Origin of the sequence: Bradyrhizobium cytisi, assembly GCF_008123515.1 — a bacterium.
Lineage (GTDB): Bacteria > Pseudomonadota > Alphaproteobacteria > Rhizobiales > Xanthobacteraceae > Bradyrhizobium > Bradyrhizobium cytisi.
In genome coordinates this window covers 112,501-132,880 of record NZ_VSSR01000023.1, presented here as the reverse complement: position 1 = coordinate 132,880, position 20,380 = coordinate 112,501, and the positions used below count along the sequence as shown (strand labels likewise).

Here is a 20,380-nt window from a genome sequence, read left to right as displayed (position 1 = left end):
CGCCGCAGCGCCTATTACGCCGCCGGCGCCTTCGGCGTGCGGTTGCGCGAGTTGCGCTGGAAGAACAGCGCCTGGCTTGCCACCGCCGACACCATCGCGGGCTGGAACGGCTTTGAGATCAGGAAAGCCGGCTCCGGACGCTCGCCGGTGAGGAAGCGCTCCGGATAGGCGGTGATGAACACCACCGGCACCTCGAAGGTGCGGAGCAGTTCGTTGACGGCATCCAGACCCGACGAGCCGTCGGCGAGCTGGATGTCGGCGAGGATGAGGCCCGGCCGCTTGTTCTTGGCCAGCGCCACCGCATCGGCATGGGTGCGCGCGACGCCAACGACATTGTGACCGAGATTCTTCACCAGGCTCTCGAGGTCCATGGCGATGAAGGTCTCGTCCTCGATGATCAGGACGTCGGTCGCGATCTCGGCCGCCATCTCGCGGCCGGCGGCATCGGCCAGCCGCCGCGTCTCGGCGACATCGGTCGCGAGAATATAGGCGACTTCCTCTTCCGAAAATCCTTCGAGCGAAAGCAGCAGGAAGGCCTGCCGCGGCAGCGGCGTGATATTGGACAGCCGCCGCTCCGGCGGCATCGGCAGTGTCGCCACCTCGGCGTCGTCATTGACCGAGACGGAATTCCAGATCTGGGTGAACAGCCGGAACAGGCCGGCGCGCGGCCCATGGCTCTCGTCGAGCACCGACGGATCCCCCAGCATGGCTTCCAACATGGCGGCGACATAGGCGTCACCGGAGGCCTGGCTGCCCGTCAGGGCGCGTGCATACCGGCGCAACAACGGCAAGTGCTCAGCAACAAGCTGCGAACGGGACATCCCCACTCCATTCATTTCGGGCCAGCCTCAAAAATCAGGAACTACAAGGGGGAGACCCGGGTTCCCCTACTGGGGCTAATTACGCTTCAGGATAAGAAAAGTTCCCATGGGCCTGGGAACTTTTTGTCGAAGCTCGAATTGAACTCATCCAGGGAACGGCTCCCGGTTGAGAAAACTTCTCGATTTTGCAGTCACTTAACTCGGGGAAACGTGGAACAGGTCATGAAAGATCTCAAGTCTCAAGCCAGCAAAAGCACGACCCCCGGCAAGGGAGGCCTCACTCCGGAGATCCAATCCCGGATCGGGCACCAACTGCGCGCCATGTACGACGACGTCGTGCGGCAGGGGGTTCCGGACCGGTTCGCGGAGCTCATCAAGAGGCTTGATGCGCCGGGAGGTGGATCCCAGAACGAGAATGGGGCTGGGGGCTCCAACGACAACAATGGGAGGGATTAATGCCTCTCACGAACTCCCTGCGTGACGACATCCTCGCGGCCGTGCCGAGCCTTCGCGCGTTCGCGATCTCGCTCAGCGGCAATGCGGACCGCGCCGACGATTTGGTTCAGGAGACGCTGTTGCGCGCACTCGCCAACATCGACTCATTCCAGCCCGGCTCCAACCTGCCGGCGTGGCTGTTCACGATCCTGCGCAACCTATTCCGCTCCGACTATCGCAAGCGGCGGCGCGAGGTCGAGGATGCCGAGGGCAACTATGCCAAGACGCTGAAGACGCAGCCCTCGCAGAACGCTCATCTCGAGTTCGAGGAGTTTCGCACCGCGCTCGAGAAGCTTCCGCAGGACCAGCGCGAGGCGCTCATCCTGGTCGGCGCCTCTGGCTTCTCCTATGAGGATGCGGCCTCGATCTGCGGCTGTGCGGTCGGCACCATCAAGAGCCGCGTCAACCGCGCGCGCTCGAAGCTCGCCGCGCTGCTCTATGTCGACGGCGCCGAGGACTTCGGGCCCGACGAGACCGTGCGCGCCGTAATCGGCGGCAGCGGCGGATAGCGCGTCAATCGACTGAAGGCGACAGCTGTGAAGGCGGCTGTTTGCGCGATCGCCTTTACGTGCGTGTGGGCAGTTTATTTCCGCTCAGTCACTTCTCGACGAACGTCACTGTGTCGACGACGGTTGCGCGCGTGGTGCGGTAGCTGTTGACCTGGTGCGCGTGGTCGGCATAGCCGAACGAGATGCCGCAGACGACACGGCGGTCGTCGGACAGGTTGAAGTGACGACGGATCAGGCCGGAATGGCGCGCAAGTGCTGCCTGCGGAATCGTGCCGAGCCCGAGCGCCTGGGCCGCGAGCATGAAATTCGACACGTAGGCCCCGCAATCGATCGCACCGTAGATGCCGAGCGGCTCGCTGGTGTGAACGATCGCGACATGCGGTGCGCCGAAGAAATTGTAATTCTCCAGCGCCTGCCTGGCGTAGCCCATCTTGTCGCCGCGGGGGATGCCCAGCGTGTTGTAGAGCTGGAATCCGCTCTCGCGGCGGCGTTCGAGATAGACGCCGACATATTCACGCGGCGGCGTGAAATCATAATCGTCGCCGAGGCCGCCCGATGCCTCCTTGTAGATCAGCTGGCGGAAGCGCTCCTTGGCCTCGCCGCTGGCGATGATGACCTGCCAGGGCTGGCTGTTGCACCAGGATGCGGTCCGCTGTGCCGTGGTCAGCACATGCTCGATGGTGGCGCGGTCGACATCTTTCGGCAGGAAAGCGCGGACGGAGTAGCGCTCGTTGAGGAGCCCTTCTAGCACGCCGATGCGGTCTTGGGTCTGATTTGCTTTAGCGTCCATTGCCTAGCTCGCTTTCGTGCCCCGGACGCGACGCAGCACGAAGTGATGCGGCGCAGAGCCGGGGCCCATTGTGGCTCCTGGGTCCCGGCTCTGCGGAGCGGCACTTCGCGCCGCACCGCGTCCGGGACACAAGATCTCTTATCTACCCTTGGTCGGGATCTTGTTATACGGCACATCCTTGTCGACGCGGATGTCGCCGGGCAGGCCCAGCACGCGCTCCGCGATGATGTTGCGCAAAATCTCGTCGGTGCCGCCGGCGATGCGCATCGAGGGCGAGGACAGCAGCATCTGCTGGAATTGCCCCTGCGCCGTTTCCTCGTCCACGCCCGTGAGAACGCCGGCCGCGCCCTGGAGGTCCATCGCGTAGGTCGCGATGTCCTGAAGCATCATGCCAGACACCAGCTTGCCGATGGAATTCTCCGGGCCCGGCCGCTCGCCCTTGGACAGCGACGAGATCGCGCGGTAGCTGGTGTATTTCAGCCCGCTCGATTTCACCGCCCAGCTCGCAAGCTTCGAGCGCACGGCGGGATCGTCGATGGCAAGGCCATCCTCCAGCATCAAATTGGAGCAGAGCTCGAACAATTCAGGCATGCCGGTCGCAAGCCGCGAGCCGATCGACATGCGCTCGTTCATCAGCGTGGTCAGCGACACGCTCCAGCCCTCGCCGACGGCGCCGAGCCGCTGGCTGTCGGGAATCACGACGTCGGTGAAATAGACCTCATTGAACTCCTGCATGCCGTTGGCCTGCTTGATCGGCCGCACCTCGACGCCGGGGCTCTTCATGTCCAGGAAGAACATGGTAAGGCCCTTGTGCTTGGGCACGTTCGGATCGGTGCGCGCGATCAGGAGACCGAAGTCGGAATAATGTGCGCCCGAGGTCCAGATCTTCTGGCCGTTGACCACCCAATTGTCGCCGTTCTTCTCCGCGCGTGTGCGCAGACCCGCAACGTCGGAGCCGGCCGATGGCTCGGAGAACAGCTGACACCAGATCTCCTCGCCCGCGGCGAGCTTCGGCAGATAACGGCGCTTGGCATCTTCGCTGCCCCAGGCCATCACGGTTGGGCCGCACATGCCCTCGCCGATCTGGAACGGCTGCGTCAGCTTGCCGTAGACGCCCTCCTCCTGCTGCCAGATCACGCGCTCAATCGGCGTTGCGCCGCGACCGCCATATTCCTTCGGCCAGTGCAGGCAGGCCCAGCCGCCCTCCGCCTTCTTCTTCTGCCAGGCCTTACCGACCTCGACCATGTCATGCTTCGCAAGCCTGATGCGGCCGAGCGACGATTTTGACAGCTCCTGCTCAAACTCCTTCGGCGCGTTGGCGGCGACCCATCTGCGCGCGGTCTCGCGGAATGCGGCTTCCTGCGGGGTGTCGTCGAAATTCATGGCGGACCTCTAACCTCTTCCCTTGGTCGGGATCTTGTTGAATGGCACGTCCTTGTCGACACGGATATCGCCGGGCAGACCCAAGACCCGCTCGGCGATGATGTTGCGCATGATCTCGTCAGTGCCGCCTTCCACGCGCGTTCCCGGCGCACGCAGCAGCATCGCCTGGAAACGGCCGGCGGCTTCGGCATTCTCGGGACTGCTGACCACACCGCTCGCGCCCTGCAGATCCAATGCGTAGGCCGCGACGTCCTGGATCATCGAGCCCGCGACCAGCTTGCCGATGGAATTTTCCGGCCCCGGACGTTCACCCTTCGACAGCGCCGAGATCGCACGCATGCTGGTGTAGCGCCGGCCGCTCGCCTTCACCGCCCAGTTGGCGAGCTTCGAGCGCACCGCGCGATCCTCAATCGCAGGACCGTCATCGAGCATCAGGCCTGCGCAGTACTCGAACAGCTCCGGGAAGCCGGTCGACACGCCCGCACCGATCGACATGCGCTCGTTCATCAGCGTGGTCAGCGAGACGTTCCAGCCGTCGCCGACCTCGCCGAGGCGCTGGTGGTCGGGGATGCGGACATTGGTGAAATAGACCTCGTTGAAGTCGGAAGCGCCGCTCGCCTGCTTGATCGGCCGCACTTCGACGCCGGGGCTCTTCATGTCCAGAAAGAACATGGTGAGCCCCTTGTGCTTGGGCACGGTCGGATCGGTGCGGGTGAGCAGGATGCCGTAGTCGGAATAATGCGCACCCGAGGTCCAGATCTTCTGGCCGTTGATGAGCCAGTCGTCGCCGTCCTTTTCCGCGCGCGTGCGCAAGCCTGCGACGTCCGAGCCGCCGGCAGGCTCGGAGAATAGCTGGCACCAGACCTTTTCGCCGGAGGCGAGCGGCGGCAGATAGTTGCGCTTATGCTCCTCGCGCGCGAACGCCATCATGGTCGGCCCACACATGCCGTGGCCGATGATGAACATGCCGGAGAGCTTGCCGAACGGCCCTTCTTCCTGCTGCCAGATCACACGCTCGATCGGCGAGGCGCCGCGACCGCCATAGTCCTTCGGCCAGTGCAGGCACGCCCAGCCGGCGTCGGCTTTCTTCTTCTGCCAGGCCTTTGCCACTTCAAGGATGTTGGCGTTCTTGAGCTGGGTGCGGCCGAGCGACGATTTGCGCAGCTCCTCCTCGTATTGCTTGGGCGCGTTCGCGCCGATCCAGACGCGGGCAGTGGCTCGGAATTCGGCTTCCTGCGGGGTGTCGTCGAAGTTCATGGCGTTGTCCTTCGCTTACGCCGCGTTCTTCTTGCGCATGCGATCGATCAACTGATCTTCCCAATAGGAGATGCTGCCGAGCCCAAGTGCCATCGCGTTGGCGCGGCGGTAGTACATGTGGCAGTCGAACTCCCAGGTGAAACCCATGCCGCCGTGAACCTGGATGTTGTTCTTGGCGCAGTGCTGGAACGCCTGCGTCGCGCTGATGCGCGCGGCAGCGGCGGCCTCCGGCAGCTCGGCCGCGTTTGTCGAGAGCGCCCAGGCACCATAATAGCTGTTGGAGCGCGCCAGCGTCGCCGAGACATACATGTCGGCCAGCATGTGCTTCACCGCCTGGAACGAGCCGATCTGGCGACCGAAAGCGATACGGTCGAGCGCATAGTCGCGGCCCATCTCCAGCGCACGGTCGGAGCCACCGACCTGCTCGAAGGCGCAGAGCACTGCGGCACGATCGAGCACCTGAGACAAAATGCTCCAGCCTTCGCCGGCGGCACCGAGCGGCTCCGCCTTGCAGTCCTTGAAAGTGATCTCGGCCTGCCCGCGGGTCGGATCGAGATTGGTGAGGCCTTTCACCTCGACGCCGCCGCCCCCAAGATCGACCAGGAACAGCGAAATGTCGCCGTCGCGACCGCTGGAGCCCGTCCGCGCAGCGACCACCGCGAAGTCGGCGATCGCACCATCCGCGACCGGCTTCTTGACGCCATTGAGCACGCCACTCGCAGCGGTCAGCTTGACGTTCTTCGGCGCCGGATTGCCCTTGCCCTCGAACAGCGCCAGCGTGCCGATCGCCTTGCCCGAGGCGATCGCAGGCAGCCACCTCTTCTTTTGCGCGTCGCTGCCGGCAATCAGCAGCGCTTCGGCGGCAAGATACACGGTCGAAGAGAACGGCACCGGCGCATTGGCGCGGCCCATCTCTTCCGCGATCACGCAGAGCTCGAGATGCCCCGCGCCCGCGCCGCCGAACTCTTCGGGAATCGCGACGCCGAGAAAGCCCATTTCGGCGAGGCCCTTCCACAGCTCCTTGTCGTAGGGAACCTTGCCGTCGAGCACGACGCGCACCGCCTTGGGCGAGCATTTTTCAGCGAGGAATTTGCGCGCCTGGTCGCGGAGCTGCTTCTGGTCGTCAGAGAAATCGAAGTTCATGGCCCGCACCCGTGTTGAATGATGTCGATTACTTGAGAATGATGACGTCCTGGTCAGGCTTGTCCGCATAGAGCCGATCGACCAGCGCAGCGCGGCGTTCCAGGCCGGCGCGCTGGTTGATGTAGCCCTTGTCGGTGAGCTCATTTCCGTCGATCGAGGGCGGCTCGGCCATCAGCGTCGCGCGCGCGATGATGCGGCTGCTGGCGCCTTCGCACTCCTTGTTGTGGGCCTCTAACCCACGCCTGAAGCAGACAATCACCTCGGGATGCTTTACAGCATCCTCGAAGCTGAGATCGGCATTGCCGACGAGCTGGCGGCACGCATGCAGGTTCGGCCAGGCGAGGAGCCCGATAAAGGCACGGTCCTGTCCCGCGACCAGCGCGTCATGCACGACGGGCGTCGCCGCGGCGATCGCATCGGTGCGGAGCGAGCCGACATGCACGAAAGTGCCGGTGGTGAGCTTGAAGTCCTCGACCACGCGCCCGGCAAAGATGATGCCCTTCACCGGATCGGCATCGTCGACGAAAATACCGGCATCGCCGATGCAGTAGAACCCCTCCTCGTCGAACATCTTCTTCGTGAGATCAGGCTGACCAAAGTAGCCGGGCGTGACATTGACGCCGCGCAGGCGCAGCTCGTATTTCGAGCCGCACGGCACCATCTTCAGCTCGACGCCGGGGAACGGCAGGCCGATCAGACCGACGCGCTCGGTGTCCCAATAGGTGCCGGTCGAGGTCGGCGCAGTCTCGGTCGAGCCCCAGCCGGTATAGAACACGACGCGCTCGCCGGTGGTCTTTACCGCGAGAGCCTGCATGCGGTCGTAGAGATCGTCGGGCAGCCTCGCGCCGCCATAGGCCATGATCGACAGGTTCTTGAAAAACGAATGGCACAGCGCATCGTCCTTCTCCATCGCAGCAGCGAGCGCCGCGTAGCCGGCCGGCACGTTTGCGTAATAGGTCGGCGAGATCTCGCGCAGGTTCTTGATAGTCTCTTCCAACTGCCCCGGCATCGGCCGGCCGTCGTCGATATAGAGCGTGCCGCCCTCGACCAGCACCGGGTGGAATGCGGCATTGCCGCCCATCGTGTGATTCCAGGGCATCCAGTCCAGCACCGTGGCGAGCGGACCGCCCGGCCTGCGCGGCCGCACCTGCATCATCATCGCTGCATTGGCGCACATCATCTCTTGCGTGTTGATGACGGCCTTGGGCATGCCGGTCGAGCCCGACGTGAACAGTAGCTTGCCGACGGTATCGGGCGTGATCTTCGCGATCGATGCGTCGACATCAGGCGTCACCGGCGTGACTGCAAGCTCGGCAAAGCTGACGCTCTTGACGTCATCGCAGGGCCGCACGACGTGAACGACGGTGACGCCGGTGAGATCGAGCGCTTTCAGCGCCTTCTCGAAGGTCGGGCCGTCCTGCACCATCACCACGGCCGGCTTGATCAGGTCGAACAGGTATTTCAGCTTGACATGATCATGGCTCATTAACGAATAGGCCGGCGACACTGGAGCCGCCGGGACGCGCGCCTGCATCGCGGCCTGCGTCATCAGCGCGTGCTCGATCGAATTGCCGGAGAGGATCGTGACCGGGCGTCCCTCGAGCCTGAGGTTCAGCAGCGCCTGCGTCAGCGCATCGACGGTGCGCTTGGCTTCGCCATACGACACCTTGCGCCACTCGCGATTGGGACCGCCGCGTTGCGCCAGCCAGATGCGCTCCGGCGCTTGCCTCGCCCACTTCGCGAGCGAGGCCGGAAGATGCTTCTCGTAAGCCTGCAAGGGAATGCGCGACTTGAGCACCACCGTGCCGTCAGCGCGGCGTTCGACATCGATGTCGCGCGCGAGCCACTCCACCTTGCGAAAGGCAGGCTTCGTCATCACCGCCGCCGCGCTTCCACTCATTTTGCGTCTCCCGGAATTATTGTCCTTTGCGGATCTTCGTTGTTCAGTGCTTGATATAGACAGGCTTTCGCTTCTCAAGGAAGGCCCTGATGCCTTCCGAAAATTCCTCGGAGCGGCGCGCCATCGCGGCCTTAAGGTCGAGGCCAGCACAAAAATTCTTGCTAGGTCGCTGACCGAGAACTCGCTTGGGTGCGGGGTCTGCCTCCACGGACACATACCCCTCATCCGGCGCTTCGCGCCACCTTCTCCCTCAAGGGGAGAAGGAAGAAGAGCCTACCGCGGCGCCATGCGGATCGCGCCATCGAGACGGATGGTCTCGCCGTTGAGCATCGGGTTCTCGACCATGTGCACGGCGAGCGCACCGTATTCCTTGGCATCGCCAAGGCGCGAGGGATGCGGCACCTGGGCCCCCAGGCTCTTGCGGGCTTCCTCGTTCAGGCCCATCAGCAACGGCGTGAAGAACAGGCCGGGCGCGATGGTGTTGACGCGTATCTTCTGGCTGGCGAGGTCGCGCGCGGCCGGCAGGGTGAGGCCGACAACGCCGCCCTTCGAGGCCGAATAAGCAATCTGACCGATCTGGCCTTCATAGGCAGCGACAGACGCCGTGTTGATGATGACGCCGCGCTCTTCACCGATCGGCTCGATCGTGACGAGGCGCTCGGCGAACAGGCGCAGGCAGTTGAACGTGCCGATCAGGTTGACGTTGATGATGCGTGCGAACTTCTCCAAGGGATAGACGCCGTCGCGGCCGACGATGCGCTGCGAGCCGCCGATGCCGGCGCAGTTCATCAGCACGCGGGCAACGCCGTGCGCGGCTTCCGCCTTCGCGATCGCGGCCTTGATCTGCTCCTCGCTGGTGACGTCGGCATGGAGCGCGACGCCCTTCACTTCGGCGGCGATCTTCTCGGCGTTATCCTTGTTCTGGTCGATCACGCCGATCTTGGCGCCCTTGGCAGCCATGGCGCGCGCGGTCGCTTCACCAAGACCCGAACCACCACCGGTGATGAGAACGGCTACGTCTTTCAATTCCATGACAGGCTACCTTTCCTTGGGCGTTTCTTCTCTAGACTTGAGAGTGATGGCCGGATTATCCGACCGCGGCAGCTTCCTCGGCTTGCGTGAGGATGCCGCCGCAGATCAGCGTTTCCATGTGCTTGATATATTGCCGGCAGACGTCGTCGGTGACCGGGCCGACGCCGGTCGCGCGAGACATCGCGTGCCGGCCGAAGAACAGGTGGTCGCAGGCGCCGATCAGGCTGGTGTAGAACAGCACCGGATCGGTGGCGCGGAACTCGCCGCGGCTGACGCCCTCAGCGAGCAGGCGGCGATGAAAGTCGAGCAGCGGTGCGACGAAGAATTTTGAAACTTCGTCCGCGGAGCCGGCAACGCTCTCGTGCAGGAGATAATGGATCAGCCGGTTCATGTAGGGAAACCGGTGATAGGCGCGGATGATGCCGCCGATATGCAGCTTCAGCTTCGCCGTGGAGGTGATCTGCTGCGCCAGCAGATATTCCAGATTGGACATTTCTGTCGCGGCGTCGCGCGCGAGCAGCGCCAGCAGCAGGCCGTCCTTGTTGCCGAAATGATATTTGACCAGCGCGGCATTGGCACCGGACTTCTGGGCGATGTCGGAGAGCGAGATCTCGATCGAGGAGCGTTCGATCATCAGCTCGCTTGCGGCCATGAGCAATTTCTCTGCCGTGGAATTCTTTCCGCCCGGAAGCCTGTTCGGTACGCTGGTAGTCACGGAAATCCTTTGTTCTCGGCGCTTGAAGCGGGCCGCAGATAAGCCCAAGCAGCGCCTCCCCACAAGAGTTAATTGATCGATTGACTAAACGATATGTCGTCCATTAAATCCGCCCCCGACAACCCAAACCAATTCAGAACAATCATGGGAGAGACCGAAATGGCCGAGGCTTATATCGTCGCCGCTGCGCGTACCGCGGGCGGGCGCAAGGGGGGCCGCCTCGCCGGCTGGCATCCGGCCGATCTCGCCGCAAAGGTGCTCGACGAGCTGGTCGATCGCACCAAGGTCGATCCTGCGCTGGTCGAGGACGTGATCATGGGCTGCGTGATGCAGGTCGGTGAGCAGTCCAACAACGTCGCGCGCAACGCGATCATGGCCTCGAAGCTGCCGGAGAGCGTGCCGGGTACCTCGATCGACCGCCAGTGCGGCTCCTCGCAGCAGGCGCTGCATTTCGCGGCGCAAGCCGTGATGTCGGGGACGATGGACGTGGTGATCGCGGCCGGTGTGGAATCCATGACGCGCGTGCCGATGGGCCTGTCGTCGCAGCTCCCGGCCAAGAACGGCTTTGGCAATTACAAGAGCCCGGGCATCGAGCACAAATATCCGAACATCGTGTTCAGCCAGTTCACCGGCGCGGAGATGATGGCCGAGAAATACGGCCTGTCGAAGGACGATCTCGACGAATATTCCTACAACAGCCATCAGCGCGCGATCGCGGCGACACAAGCCGGTTACTTCAAGAAGGAGATCGTGCCGCTTGAGATCACCCGCGCCGACGGCAGCAAGGACACCCATCACATCGACGAAGGCATCCGCTTCGATGCCACGCTCGACGGCATCAAGGGCGTCAAGCTGATCGCCGAGAACGGCAAGCTCACCGCGGCGAGCGCCAGCCAGATCTGCGACGGCGCCTCCGGCGTGATGGTCGTGAACGAGCGCGGCCTCAAGCAGCTCGGCGCCACGCCGCTGGCGCGCATCCACCACATGACCATGACTGGCGGCGATCCGGTCATCATGCTCGACGCGCCGCTGCACGCCACCAAGCGCGCATTGGAGAAGGCCGGCATGAAGGTCGGCGACATCGACCTGTTCGAGGTCAACGAGGCCTTCGCTTCGGTGCCGACCGGCTGGCTGAAGACCACCGGCGCCGATCCGGCACGCCTCAACGTCAATGGCGGCGCGATCGCGCTCGGCCATCCGCTCGGCGGCTCCGGCACCAAGCTGATGACGACGCTGGTCCACGCCCTGCATCAGCGCGGCAAGCGCTATGGCCTGCAGACCATGTGCGAAGGCGGCGGCATGGCGAATGTGACGATCGTGGAGCGGCTGTAAGAAAGGGCGAGTGGCGAGTAGCGAATAGCGAGCAGGTGAAATGCCCGCGCTCGGTCGACTTCGAAGCCGGGCTGCCGCGCACACCGACGGGCAAGCTGGTGAAGCGGCATCTGTGAGACAGGTATTGGCCGAAGACCGTGGCGAAGATCTAGCGCCGTATCAATCAAACAAGCTGGGCGTATGGTTCACCAGCGCGCCTTCGATCTCGAGCATCTTCAGCTTGGTCACCACGCCGCCATTTGCCGAGAAGCCGCCGGGCTTGTTGCCGGCCGCCAGCACGCGATGGCAGGGCACGACGATGGGACACGGGTTGTGCCCGAGCGCCTGGCCGACATCGCGCGACAGCTGGACGCCGCCCAGCTGCTTGGCGATGTCGCCATAGGTGATGGTCTTGCCGGGCGGGATCGCGCGGGCGATCTCGTAGACGCCGCGGTTGAAGTCGGGCACGCCATCGAGATCCAGCGGGATGTCTTTGAGGTCATCCGGCTCACCCGCGAGCAGTTTGACGATGCGGTCGATCGCCTGCTGCACTTCGGGGGTCGGCTCGGCCTCGCTGGCGTCGGCGTGGCGCTGGCTGATGCGGGTGCGGATCTTTTCCTCGCCGCCCATCGGCAGCTGCGTGCCGTTGATGCCGCGCGGGCCCCAGGCGATGGCGCAGAGGCCGATCCTGGTGTCGAACAGGGCAAAATGCTGGTCGGTCATGGCTTGGTTCCTGAGCTCGCGTCATTGTCGCATGCCCCCATCGTGATCTCGGCCTAAATCTAGGCTTGGAAATAGTTGCGATCCACCCGATTTCCGGGAATCTTGCACAGGAGTTCCGCCCCCTTCCGCGAGCCAAGAATGCAAAGCCTCCACGTCAACGGATACGATATGCCCTATCTCGACGTGGGCGAGAACAGAGGCGGCCCGCCGCTGGTCTGCGTGCACGGCTCGCTGTCCGACTTCCGCGTCTGGGGCTGCGTGCTCGGGCCGCTGACGCAGCGGCACCGGATGATAGCTGTCAGCCTGCGGCATTTCTTCCCGGCACAATGGGATGGCATCGGCGACACCTATTCGATTGCCCAGCATGTCAGCGACGTCATCGCCTTTATCGAGAAGCTCGATCTCGGCCCGGTCGATTTGATGGGACATTCCCGCGGCGGCCACATCTGCTTCCGTGTCGCGCAAGCGAGGCCGGATCTGCTGCGGCGGCTCGTCCTCGCCGAACCCGGCGGCGAGCTCGATGCGAGCCTTGATCCCGAGTACGCCGGCGGCCCGTCGCCGCTGCTGGCGCGGTTCACGGCCTCGGCCGAGAAGATCGCGGCCGGCGATGTCGATGGCGGCCTCGCCGTCTTCGTCGACACGCTCGAAGGCCCCGGCACCTGCTCACGGCTGCCGGCGATGGTGAAGCAGAATTTGCGCGACAACGCCTATACCTTGATTGGCCAGGTCCGCGACAATCGCCCGCCGTTCTCGAAGGCGGATGCGGAGGCGATCAGAATGCCGACGCTGTTCATCCTGGGCGCGCGAACCAAGGGCCTGCTGCCAAAGGTGCTGCATGCGCTCGCCGCACATGTGCCCTGCTCCCAGACGGCGATCATCCCGAACGCGACGCATCCGATGTTCGAGCAGGCGCCGGTGGAATTCACCGAGGCGGTGCGCAGGTTCCTGGCGGAGTAGCGGACGAGAACTATTTTTGCCGAAAACAACCCCATGCACAGTAGACCGCCCCAATAAAATCAAAGACTTGGTGATATCAAAAACAAAACAAAACAGGAGGACGACCCATGAAACTGTCCGAGGCGCAATTGGAGTTCTTCCAGCGCGAGGGCTGGCTGTTCCTGCCCGAATTGTTCAGCCAGGAGGAGGTCGATTTGCTCGCGCGCGAGGCGGTTGGCATTTACGACGCCAACCGGCCGGAGGTCTGGCGCGAGAAGAGCGGCGCGCCGCGCACGGCCTTTGCCGCGCATCTCTACAATGATGCGTTCGGCATTCTGGGGGCGCATCCGCGCATGATCGATCCCGTGGAGCAGGTGTTCGGAGAGCCTGTCTACATGCACCAGTTCAAGATCAACGCGAAATCGGCCTTTACCGGCGACGTCTGGCAATGGCACCAGGATTACGGCACCTGGAAGCGCGACGACGGCATGCCGGAGCCGCGCGCGATGAACATCGCGATCTTCCTCGACGAGGTGATGCCGATCAACGGACCCCTGATGCTGGTGCCGCAGAGCCAGAACGCCGGCGATCTCAAGGCCTCGCATGACCTCGCCACCACGTCGTATCCACTGTGGACACTGGACGAGGACACGGTGACGCGGCTGGTCAAGCAGGGCGGCATCGTCGCGCCGACCGGCAAGGGAGGCGGCATGCTGATGTTCCACGGCAATCTCGTGCACGGCTCGGCCGGCAACATCACGCCCTACCCGCGCAAGATCGTGTACCTGACGCTGAACGCGGTCTCGAACTATATCCGCACCCCGACGCGGCCGGACTACATCGCGCACCGCGATTTCGCGCCGATCAGGAAGGTGGACGACGACGCGCTTCTGCGGCTGGCCCGTGCGCCGCGGCAGGCGGCGGAGTAAGGTATCGTGCCCCGGACGCAGCGCAGCGTCCCTTCGACGATGCGCTGCTGAGCCGGGGCCCACGCCACGCGGATAGTTTTTCTCTGGGTCCCGGCTCTGCGGAGCGGCACTTCGCGCCGCACCGCGTCCGGGACACGATCATAATCGGAATCCCCCATGAACCTCTTCCGCCTCCTCCAGGCCCGCGCATCCGCCGGCAAGCCTGTCCGTGTCGCGCTGATCGGCGCCGGCAAATTCGGCTCGATGTTTCTGGCACAGGTACCGCACACGCCGGGTCTGGAAGTGCCCATCATTGTCGACATCGACCGCGAGCGCGCGCGCGAGGCCTGCCGCACCGTCGGCTGGAGCGCCGAGCGGATTTCGGCCACCGTCTTCACCGATGACGGCGCACGCGCCATCGCTGGCGGCGCGATGGATGTGGTGGTGGAGGCGACCGGAAATCCGGCCGTCGGCATCAAGCATGCGCGCGCCGCGATTGCGGCCGGCAAGCATATCGTGATGGTGAATGTCGAGGCCGACGTGCTGGCCGGTCCGCTGCTCGCCGAAGAGGCGCGGAAAGCAGACGTCGTCTATTCGCTCGCCTATGGCGACCAGCCGGCGTTGACGGCGGAGATGGTGGACTGGGCCCGCGCCACCGGCTTTCGCGTCGTCGCCGCCGGCAAAGGGACAAAATATCTGCCGGCCTATCACGACGTGACGCCGGACGGCGTCTGGCAGCATTATGGCCTCACCGCCGGCGAGGCGCAGTCGGCCGGCATGAATCCGCAGATGTTCAACTCCTTCCTCGACGGCACCAAGTCGGCGATCGAGATGGCCGCGATCGCGAACGCCTGCGGTCTCGACGTGCCGGCGGAAGGACTGTTGTTTCCACCCTGCGGCGTCGATGATCTCCCGCACATCATGCGGCCGCGCTCGCGCGGCGGCGTGCTGGAGCGCTCCGGCGTGGTCGAGGTCGTTTCCTCGATCGAGCGCGACGGAAGGCCGGTGTTTCGCGATCTGCGCTGGGGCGTCTATGTCGTGCTGGAGGCGCCGAACGACTACGCCGCCGACTGTTTCAAGCAATACGGCCTGAAGACCGACGGCAGCGGACGCTTCGCTGCGATGTACAAGCCCTATCATCTGATCGGGCTTGAGCTGAACATCTCGGTGCTGTCGGCCGCGCTGCGAGGCGAGCCGACCGGCCAGCCCTACGGCTTCCGCGGCGATGTCGCGTCCGTGGCCAAGCGAAACTTGCGCGCCGGCGAGATGCTGGACGGCGAAGGCGGCTACACCGTGTGGGGCAAGCTGGTGCCGGCGGCCTCGAGCCTGAAGGCGGGCGCTCTGCCGATCGGGCTGGCGCATCGGCTCAAGCTGAAGCACGACGTCGCCCATGGCGAGATCGTGCGCTGGAGCGACGTGGAGTTCGACGCCAACAACGAGACGATCAAGACAAGGAAGGCGATGGAAGCGGCGTTCGTAAAGGTAGATTAGGCCGTGTACTCATAAATCGAGATTCAATAGCGCGGCTTGAGCGATGCGATGCATTGCTTGCTTTGCTTTGCGGACTCAAACTGGACATCGCCTCAGGTCAGCCAGGGGGACAATAGCGGTCATGCCTTTTAGCACCCCTTACCACCATAAATGCCGTGAACCTTGGGCTGTTCTTAGTTCCTGTTCGCACTGGTCGTCGTTTCTCCATCACATCGCTCACGGTGAAGCTCGCCGCCTTCCGTCGCTATCAAGATTGATCTGCGAAGCTGTCGCCAAACACCGGCAGACCGCCGCGACGGGTTCGCCTCGATCTGGTGATCAGCCCCCGGAATCTTCACCACTTTGTCAGCCATGATTTGCATCCTTTTCAGTTGGAAACGGGGTCTTGGGCGGCGTTTCCATGTCCTAGCTCCGTGTCCCAGCCTGCTAAATTCCTTCCGAGACGATGGAGGGGAATGGCAGCCGCTCGGCGGGTTGCAGGTTCGCATCGTCGCCTTGCAGTGACGATCTGAGGAACTGGTCGGCTTGCGACACGAAGAGTTCGGGGTACTGGTAGAACGACCCGTGATTTGCGTCCGGATAAAGGATCAGCTGCGCATTCGGCAGGTTTTGCTGCAGGATGTAAGAGTTCACCGTAGGTATGATGACATCGTTACTGCCCTGCACGATCAGCGTCGGCTGACGGATATTTTTCAGACGGTCGAAGACGCTCTCGGCCGGAGCGATGTATTTGCCGATGGCTTCGCGCTGCGCGGACGCAGCTTCTCGGCTCACCTCGGGATCGCGATCGTCGCGGGAAAGCTTGCGTTCCAGAAAGGCGAGACCTGCGGCCTGGCTCGAAGGGGACGGCGAGAAGTGAACGGCGAGCCAGAGATACTCCGGCGAGTCGTAGGTGGCAGCGAATATCTCCGCTGATCTGCTCGTTGCCATGTCAGCCCCACGCGGCCCGGTTCCGACGAGAATGAGCCGGCGAACTAGATCGGGAGCCTGGATGGCGATTTCCTGGGCGACCATGCCGCCGATGGAAAAGCCGAGCACGTCGACCTCGGTAAGCCCGAGAGCCTTGATGAAGGCGATCGCATTTGCACCCATTTCCTGAAAGCTTGTCGGGACCCGGCCTGAACTGCTTGAGACGCCCGCATTATTGAAGAGGATCACCTCGTGGTTACCGGCCAGACCATCGGTGACGGCGGGGTCCCAATGATCCATGGTCCCGCGGAAATGCTGGTTGAAGACCAGCGGCACGCCACCTGCCCGGCCGAAGCGGCGATAGGCGAAGCGGATGCCGTTGGCCTCGATGAACCGCGTGGGAGCGGTCTGGTGATTGTGTTGGGTCATGGAAAGCCCCTGACAGTCAGTGGCTCTTGCCGCCATCGACATGGAGGACATGGCCGGTGATGTATGAGGCTCCTTCCGACGCGATGAAGACGATCGCATTGGCAAGCTCCTCCGAGAGGCCGAGGCGGGCCATCGGCACGGTCGTCACCAGAGCCGCCTTGTTCTCGGGCGTGCCGGTGAAGCGGGTCAACATGCCGGTGTCGGTCGGACCGGGAGCCACGGCATTCACACGGACGCCCGACTTTGCGAGTTCGAGCGCCACCGACTTGGTAATGCCTTCCACGGCGTGCTTGCTGCCGACATAGATGGACGCTCCGGCCGCGCCCTCATGCCCGTAGGTCGAGGAGATGTTGATGATGTTGCCGCTGCCCCGTCCCTTCATGACGCGGGCTTCGTGCTTCATGCTCAGCAGCACGCCGAGAACATTGGTGTCGAACGTCGCGGCGTAGCTTTCCGCGGTCTGGTCCGTAATCGGGCCGGGTTTGCCTTCGGTGCCGGCATTGTTCACCGCGACATCGAGACGCCCGAAGCGCTCGACCGTGCGGTCGACAAGGCGACGGACATCGTCTTCCTTGCGCACGTCGGCTTGGACGAACTCGGCTTCGGCACCAGACGCACGGAGTTCGCGGACCAAGGCCTCCCCGGCATCCGGCTTTCTCCCGGAAACAACGACCCGATGGCCTGCTTTTGCGAACGCGACTGCTGCAGCGCGGCCGATGCCAGTGAGGGCCCCCGTGATCAATACGACTGACGATGACATGACTATCTCCTTGAAAAAGCGAATGTTTGAGCAGAGGTGGCTCCTCTGCTCTGGGCCGCCCGTCGTCTCCATCCCTTCGGTGAGGCGAAAGAAACCGCGGCGTTGGGCCGAAGATGAGCGCTCTTCAACGCTTTGAAAATTGGGCCGCAATTCCAAACATATCGGACTAAAATGTCCAAAATGGAGGTTCGCCCATGGACAGTCTGACGTCGCTCAATGCCTTCGTACGGGCGGCGGAAGCCCGAAATTTCACGGTCGCGGGACGGCAGCTTGGCGTGTCGTCGTCAGCGATCGGCAAGGCGGTAGCGCGGATGGAGGAACGGCTCGGCGTGCGCCTTCTCCATCGCAGCACGCGCAGCATCACGCTCACCGCGGAAGGTGCCCGGTTTCTGGAGCGCTGCCGTCGCATCTTTGCTGAGATTGAAGCGGCCGAGCTTGAGCTGTCGCAGACGCACGAAACTCCGCGCGGCACGCTGCGTGTCGCCCTGCCATTGGCCGGCATGCTGATGATGCCCACTCTGGTCGCGTTCATGCGGGCATATCCGGAGATAACATTGGATCTCGATTTCAGCGATCGGGTCGTCGATGTCATCGAGGAAGGCTTCGACGCCGTCGTGCGCTTCGCCGACGCCGGCGACACGCGCCTGATGTCCCGGGCTTTGGGCATGTATCGCCGACGCCTGGTGGCATCGCCGGCTTATCTGGCGGCCAAAGGCGTTCCTCAGACCCCCGACGACCTCAAGGCTCATGCCTGTCTGCGCCACATGTTTCCGACCAGCCGAAGGTTCGAGCGATGGCCGCTGCGGGGAGAGCATGCCGACATCGAAAGCGAGCTGCCAAAAACGGTCGTGGCGAGTACGCTTGAGCCGCTCATCTATATGGCCGAACAGGGTATGGGCATCGCTTACCTGCCGGACTTCGCCATCAACCACCAGCTTCGCGAAGGTCTGCTCGTCCCCGTGCTCGACGATTACACCGATCGTTCGGGACCGCTGCGGATCCTGTGGCCGTCGAGCCGGCAACTCGCTCCCAAACTCAGAGCTTTCGTGGACTTTCTCGCCGCGAACCTTGTGTCATCCGTCGAGGGCGAAGCAGAAAGCGGGATAAGTCCCCTAGCAAAGGTCGATCTCGATCGGCGCGAGTGAGCAATGTCGGCTGCACTTCGAGACCGAGCGCTTCTGCGGTCGTGAGGCTAGTGTTCACCTCAATCTTTGTGGACTGCTGAAGGGCAAATCAGTCAATTTTTCATGGGGCGTCCGCTGAGGGTCATTCGCTTCGATTTCGCCGTACCTGCGACATGCCCGCTATCCAGTCGATCTCGGACCTGCCGGCTCGATATTGCGAACCTAAGAATATCCGTGATTGAAGCCTCCCAACCGGAGCCACAATCTAGTTCAGCGCTTCTTCAACGGGATCGAGCAGTGTTGGCGTGCCGCGAGCCAAGGTGAGCGCCCTGCCGATTGGCCTAGCGCATCGCCTCAAGCTGAAGCACGACGTCGCTCATGGCGAGATCGTGCGCTGGAGCGACGTGGAGTTCGACGCCAACAACGAGACGATCAGGACAAGGAAGGCGATGGAGGCGGCGTTCGCGAGATAAGCAATCATGCACTCTGTCATTGCGAGGCGCTGATCAGCGAGAAATGGCGGAAATGACGAAAGCCCCGGAGGTGTTTCCAGGGCTTTTTGGTTGTCAGGTCTTGTAGGGTGGGCAAAGCGCAGCGTGCCCACCAATGTCTATCGCGATCCGCCGAGGGATGGTGGGCACGGCGCGTTGCGCCTTTGCCCACCCTACAGAGCCGGCGTGCCCCGGACGCAGCGCAGCGTCCCTTCGACGATGCGCTGCAGAGCTGGGGCCCACGCTGCTCCGAATCCGTGGCTCACTGGATCCCGGCTCTGCGCGGCAACGCTACGCGTTGCAGCGCGTCCGGGACACGAGAGCTACGGTCTCAGTTCTGATCGTCCCCTAGCGCCGCCACCAGCTTGTCGTAATACTTGCCGACGAGATCGATGTTGGCCTTGTTCTCGATTGCGGGCGCCGGGGTCTTCAGGGCCTGGTTGAGCTCATCGAGCGCTTCCTTCTTGTCCTTGGCCGGCATCTTCTTGTCGCCCTCGACCTGCGCGATCTGCGACTTGATGACGGCTTCGGCGCCGACATATTTCTTGCTGGCGGGATCGAAGCCGCCGAGCACCAGGCTGATGTTGTCGACGACGTTGTTGTAGTCGTCATAGCTGGCGAAGCCGTGCTTCTTGGCGACGCCGTCGAGCTGGGCGATCACCTTCGCGTCGGGCGCGGTGTTCTCCGGCAGCTTTGCCGTGATCGCATCCATGTCCTTCTGCGCGGCGAGCACACCGTCGAGCTGCTTGTCGGTCAGCGCCATCTGCTTGAGCGTGGGAGCTTGCTCGGGCGCGGCCTGTTGCGCCGGTGCGGGCTGCTGCTTGGCCTGCGCGAACGCGGCGCCGGAGGAGGCGAGCGTGGCTGCGGACAGAAGGCACGCGACGCCGAACGCAGTGAGGGCGGGACGAAGCAATGCTGGCATGGAAGTCTCCTCCTGAGGGGGATGGCTGGTTTTGATGGCGGAAGGGATTTGGCCGTCGAGGGTGTAGACGGTCGGAAGCTAGGGAACTCGAAATGAACTCCACATGAACTCAGCGTGTCCCTGCTAGCGGGCGATCATGGCTGAATGATCACAACCCTGTGGAGCCGCCAGCGATCACCAAACATTGTTCTGCGTGCAATTGGACTGTTGTGCGGACAGCTCGTCCCGGATCATGCTCGAGCGCATCGAGAAGAGAGAAAAGCATGCCGACCTATCAAGGCGCCTGTCATTGCGGCGCGGTGACGTTCAGGCTCGTGTCGGATATCACCGA

At 63.4% G+C, this 20,380-nt stretch carries 20 protein-coding genes and 1 pseudogene (1 of these 21 cut by a window edge); 9 read left to right on the top strand and 12 right to left on the bottom strand.

Annotated elements, in window-relative coordinates; genetic code table 11:
* Positions 1-14: 14 nt before the first annotated feature.
* Positions 15-821, bottom strand: coding sequence for a response regulator (locus FXB38_RS15545; protein ID WP_187434896.1), 807 nt, complete (start codon positions 819-821; stop codon positions 15-17).
* Positions 822-1,043: 222 nt separating this feature from the next.
* On the opposite strand from FXB38_RS15545, the gene FXB38_RS15540 reads away from it, so the two are divergent.
* Both FXB38_RS15540 and FXB38_RS15535 read left to right on the top strand, forming a co-directional pair.
* On the top strand, positions 1,044-1,277 hold the full coding sequence (locus FXB38_RS15540; protein ID WP_187434895.1) for a NepR family anti-sigma factor: 234 nt from the start codon (positions 1,044-1,046) through the stop codon (positions 1,275-1,277).
* On the top strand, positions 1,277-1,825 hold the full coding sequence (locus tag FXB38_RS15535) for a sigma-70 family RNA polymerase sigma factor (RefSeq protein WP_128954138.1): 549 nt from the start codon (positions 1,277-1,279) through the stop codon (positions 1,823-1,825). Before FXB38_RS15540 ends, FXB38_RS15535 begins: the two co-directional genes overlap by 1 nt.
* A gap of 88 nt (positions 1,826-1,913) precedes the next feature.
* Here the strand turns inward: FXB38_RS15535 and FXB38_RS15530 are convergent, their stop codons facing one another.
* The 7 genes from FXB38_RS15530 to FXB38_RS15500 form a co-directional block, all read right to left on the bottom strand.
* Positions 1,914-2,615, bottom strand: coding sequence for a nitroreductase (locus FXB38_RS15530; protein WP_148751736.1), 702 nt, complete (start codon positions 2,613-2,615; stop codon positions 1,914-1,916).
* 138 nt (positions 2,616-2,753) lie between these two features.
* Entirely contained in the window at positions 2,754-3,998 is a 1,245-nt protein-coding gene (locus tag FXB38_RS15525; protein ID WP_148751735.1) for an acyl-CoA dehydrogenase, read from the bottom strand.
* 9 nt (positions 3,999-4,007) lie between these two features.
* A complete protein-coding gene (locus FXB38_RS15520) occupies positions 4,008-5,255 on the bottom strand; it encodes an acyl-CoA dehydrogenase (protein WP_148751734.1) in 1,248 nt (415 codons plus the stop codon).
* Positions 5,256-5,270: 15 nt separating this feature from the next.
* A complete protein-coding gene (locus FXB38_RS15515; RefSeq protein WP_148751733.1) occupies positions 5,271-6,398 on the bottom strand; it encodes an acyl-CoA dehydrogenase family protein in 1,128 nt (375 codons plus the stop codon).
* Positions 6,399-6,426: 28 nt separating this feature from the next.
* Positions 6,427-8,298, bottom strand: a complete 1,872-nt coding sequence (locus FXB38_RS15510) for an AMP-binding protein (protein WP_148751732.1) — start codon at positions 8,296-8,298, stop codon at positions 6,427-6,429.
* Positions 8,299-8,571: 273 nt separating this feature from the next.
* Entirely contained in the window at positions 8,572-9,330 is a 759-nt protein-coding gene (locus tag FXB38_RS15505) for an SDR family NAD(P)-dependent oxidoreductase (protein ID WP_148751731.1), read from the bottom strand.
* A gap of 55 nt (positions 9,331-9,385) precedes the next feature.
* Positions 9,386-9,982 carry a TetR family transcriptional regulator gene (locus FXB38_RS15500; RefSeq protein WP_246229909.1) on the bottom strand — a complete coding sequence of 199 codons (597 nt, stop codon included), beginning with the start codon at positions 9,980-9,982 and terminating at the stop codon, positions 9,386-9,388.
* Between the two features lie 222 nt (positions 9,983-10,204).
* Between FXB38_RS15500 and FXB38_RS15495 the strand changes: the two genes are divergently transcribed.
* Positions 10,205-11,377 carry an acetyl-CoA C-acetyltransferase gene (locus FXB38_RS15495; protein WP_148751730.1) on the top strand — a complete coding sequence of 391 codons (1,173 nt, stop codon included), beginning with the start codon at positions 10,205-10,207 and terminating at the stop codon, positions 11,375-11,377.
* A 159-nt stretch (positions 11,378-11,536) separates the two neighbouring features.
* Here FXB38_RS15495 and FXB38_RS15490 read toward each other — a convergent pair whose 3' ends face one another.
* Positions 11,537-12,079, bottom strand: a complete 543-nt coding sequence (locus FXB38_RS15490; protein WP_148751729.1) for a methylated-DNA--[protein]-cysteine S-methyltransferase — start codon at positions 12,077-12,079, stop codon at positions 11,537-11,539.
* Between the two features lie 138 nt (positions 12,080-12,217).
* On the opposite strand from FXB38_RS15490, the gene FXB38_RS15485 reads away from it, so the two are divergent.
* The 3 genes from FXB38_RS15485 (at position 12,218) to FXB38_RS15475 (ending at position 15,414) form a co-directional block, all read left to right on the top strand.
* The gene (locus FXB38_RS15485; RefSeq protein ID WP_148751728.1) at positions 12,218-13,036 is read left to right on the top strand and encodes an alpha/beta fold hydrolase; all 819 of its coding nucleotides are present in this window, start codon (positions 12,218-12,220) and stop codon (positions 13,034-13,036) included.
* 107 nt (positions 13,037-13,143) lie between these two features.
* Entirely contained in the window at positions 13,144-13,944 is an 801-nt protein-coding gene (locus tag FXB38_RS15480) for a phytanoyl-CoA dioxygenase family protein (RefSeq protein WP_148751727.1), read from the top strand.
* A 156-nt stretch (positions 13,945-14,100) separates the two neighbouring features.
* The gene (locus FXB38_RS15475) at positions 14,101-15,414 is read left to right on the top strand and encodes an NAD(P)H-dependent oxidoreductase (protein WP_148751726.1); all 1,314 of its coding nucleotides are present in this window, start codon (positions 14,101-14,103) and stop codon (positions 15,412-15,414) included.
* A gap of 426 nt (positions 15,415-15,840) precedes the next feature.
* Here FXB38_RS15475 and FXB38_RS15470 read toward each other — a convergent pair whose 3' ends face one another.
* A complete protein-coding gene (locus FXB38_RS15470; protein WP_148751725.1) occupies positions 15,841-16,752 on the bottom strand; it encodes an alpha/beta fold hydrolase in 912 nt (303 codons plus the stop codon).
* Between the two features lie 16 nt (positions 16,753-16,768).
* Positions 16,769-17,512: an SDR family NAD(P)-dependent oxidoreductase gene (locus tag FXB38_RS15465; protein WP_148751724.1), complete on the bottom strand. Its 744-nt coding sequence runs from the start codon at positions 17,510-17,512 to the stop codon at positions 16,769-16,771.
* Positions 17,513-17,706: 194 nt separating this feature from the next.
* On the opposite strand from FXB38_RS15465, the gene FXB38_RS15460 reads away from it, so the two are divergent.
* A complete protein-coding gene (locus tag FXB38_RS15460; protein WP_148751723.1) occupies positions 17,707-18,657 on the top strand; it encodes a LysR family transcriptional regulator in 951 nt (316 codons plus the stop codon).
* 296 nt (positions 18,658-18,953) lie between these two features.
* A pseudogene (locus tag FXB38_RS15455) lies at positions 18,954-19,109 on the top strand (flagellar biosynthesis protein FlgA); the annotation flags it as partial.
* A 349-nt stretch (positions 19,110-19,458) separates the two neighbouring features.
* On the opposite strand, the gene FXB38_RS15450 reads toward FXB38_RS15455, so the two are convergent.
* Positions 19,459-20,049, bottom strand: coding sequence for a hypothetical protein (locus FXB38_RS15450; RefSeq protein ID WP_148751722.1), 591 nt, complete (start codon positions 20,047-20,049; stop codon positions 19,459-19,461).
* A gap of 263 nt (positions 20,050-20,312) precedes the next feature.
* Between FXB38_RS15450 and FXB38_RS15445 the strand changes: the two genes are divergently transcribed.
* Positions 20,313-20,380, top strand: the beginning of a protein-coding gene (locus tag FXB38_RS15445; RefSeq protein ID WP_148751721.1) for a GFA family protein. It continues 331 nt past the right edge of the window; the window shows 68 of its 399 coding nt (coding positions 1-68); the start codon lies at positions 20,313-20,315; its stop codon lies beyond the right edge, outside the window.

Excerpts from the sequence above, each read along its gene's own strand:
- FXB38_RS15545 (WP_187434896.1), bottom strand. The coding sequence starts at position 821 with ATGTCCCGTTCGCAGCTTGTTGCTGAGCACTTGCCGTTGTTGCGCCGG.
- FXB38_RS15540 (WP_187434895.1), top strand. The coding sequence starts at position 1,044 with ATGAAAGATCTCAAGTCTCAAGCCAGCAAAAGCACGACCCCCGGCAAG.
- FXB38_RS15535 (WP_128954138.1), top strand. The coding sequence starts at position 1,277 with ATGCCTCTCACGAACTCCCTGCGTGACGACATCCTCGCGGCCGTGCCG.
- FXB38_RS15530 (WP_148751736.1), bottom strand. The coding sequence starts at position 2,615 with ATGGACGCTAAAGCAAATCAGACCCAAGACCGCATCGGCGTGCTAGAA.
- FXB38_RS15525 (WP_148751735.1), bottom strand. The coding sequence starts at position 3,998 with ATGAATTTCGACGACACCCCGCAGGAAGCCGCATTCCGCGAGACCGCG.
- FXB38_RS15520 (WP_148751734.1), bottom strand. The coding sequence starts at position 5,255 with ATGAACTTCGACGACACCCCGCAGGAAGCCGAATTCCGAGCCACTGCC.
- FXB38_RS15515 (WP_148751733.1), bottom strand. The coding sequence starts at position 6,398 with ATGAACTTCGATTTCTCTGACGACCAGAAGCAGCTCCGCGACCAGGCG.
- FXB38_RS15510 (WP_148751732.1), bottom strand. The coding sequence starts at position 8,298 with ATGAGTGGAAGCGCGGCGGCGGTGATGACGAAGCCTGCCTTTCGCAAG.
- FXB38_RS15505 (WP_148751731.1), bottom strand. The coding sequence starts at position 9,330 with ATGGAATTGAAAGACGTAGCCGTTCTCATCACCGGTGGTGGTTCGGGT.
- FXB38_RS15500 (WP_246229909.1), bottom strand. The coding sequence starts at position 9,982 with ATGGCCGCAAGCGAGCTGATGATCGAACGCTCCTCGATCGAGATCTCG.
- FXB38_RS15495 (WP_148751730.1), top strand. The coding sequence starts at position 10,205 with ATGGCCGAGGCTTATATCGTCGCCGCTGCGCGTACCGCGGGCGGGCGC.
- FXB38_RS15490 (WP_148751729.1), bottom strand. The coding sequence starts at position 12,079 with ATGACCGACCAGCATTTTGCCCTGTTCGACACCAGGATCGGCCTCTGC.
- FXB38_RS15485 (WP_148751728.1), top strand. The coding sequence starts at position 12,218 with ATGCAAAGCCTCCACGTCAACGGATACGATATGCCCTATCTCGACGTG.
- FXB38_RS15480 (WP_148751727.1), top strand. The coding sequence starts at position 13,144 with ATGAAACTGTCCGAGGCGCAATTGGAGTTCTTCCAGCGCGAGGGCTGG.
- FXB38_RS15475 (WP_148751726.1), top strand. The coding sequence starts at position 14,101 with ATGAACCTCTTCCGCCTCCTCCAGGCCCGCGCATCCGCCGGCAAGCCT.
- FXB38_RS15470 (WP_148751725.1), bottom strand. The coding sequence starts at position 16,752 with ATGACCCAACACAATCACCAGACCGCTCCCACGCGGTTCATCGAGGCC.
- FXB38_RS15465 (WP_148751724.1), bottom strand. The coding sequence starts at position 17,512 with ATGTCATCGTCAGTCGTATTGATCACGGGGGCCCTCACTGGCATCGGC.
- FXB38_RS15460 (WP_148751723.1), top strand. The coding sequence starts at position 17,707 with ATGGACAGTCTGACGTCGCTCAATGCCTTCGTACGGGCGGCGGAAGCC.
- FXB38_RS15450 (WP_148751722.1), bottom strand. The coding sequence starts at position 20,049 with ATGCCAGCATTGCTTCGTCCCGCCCTCACTGCGTTCGGCGTCGCGTGC.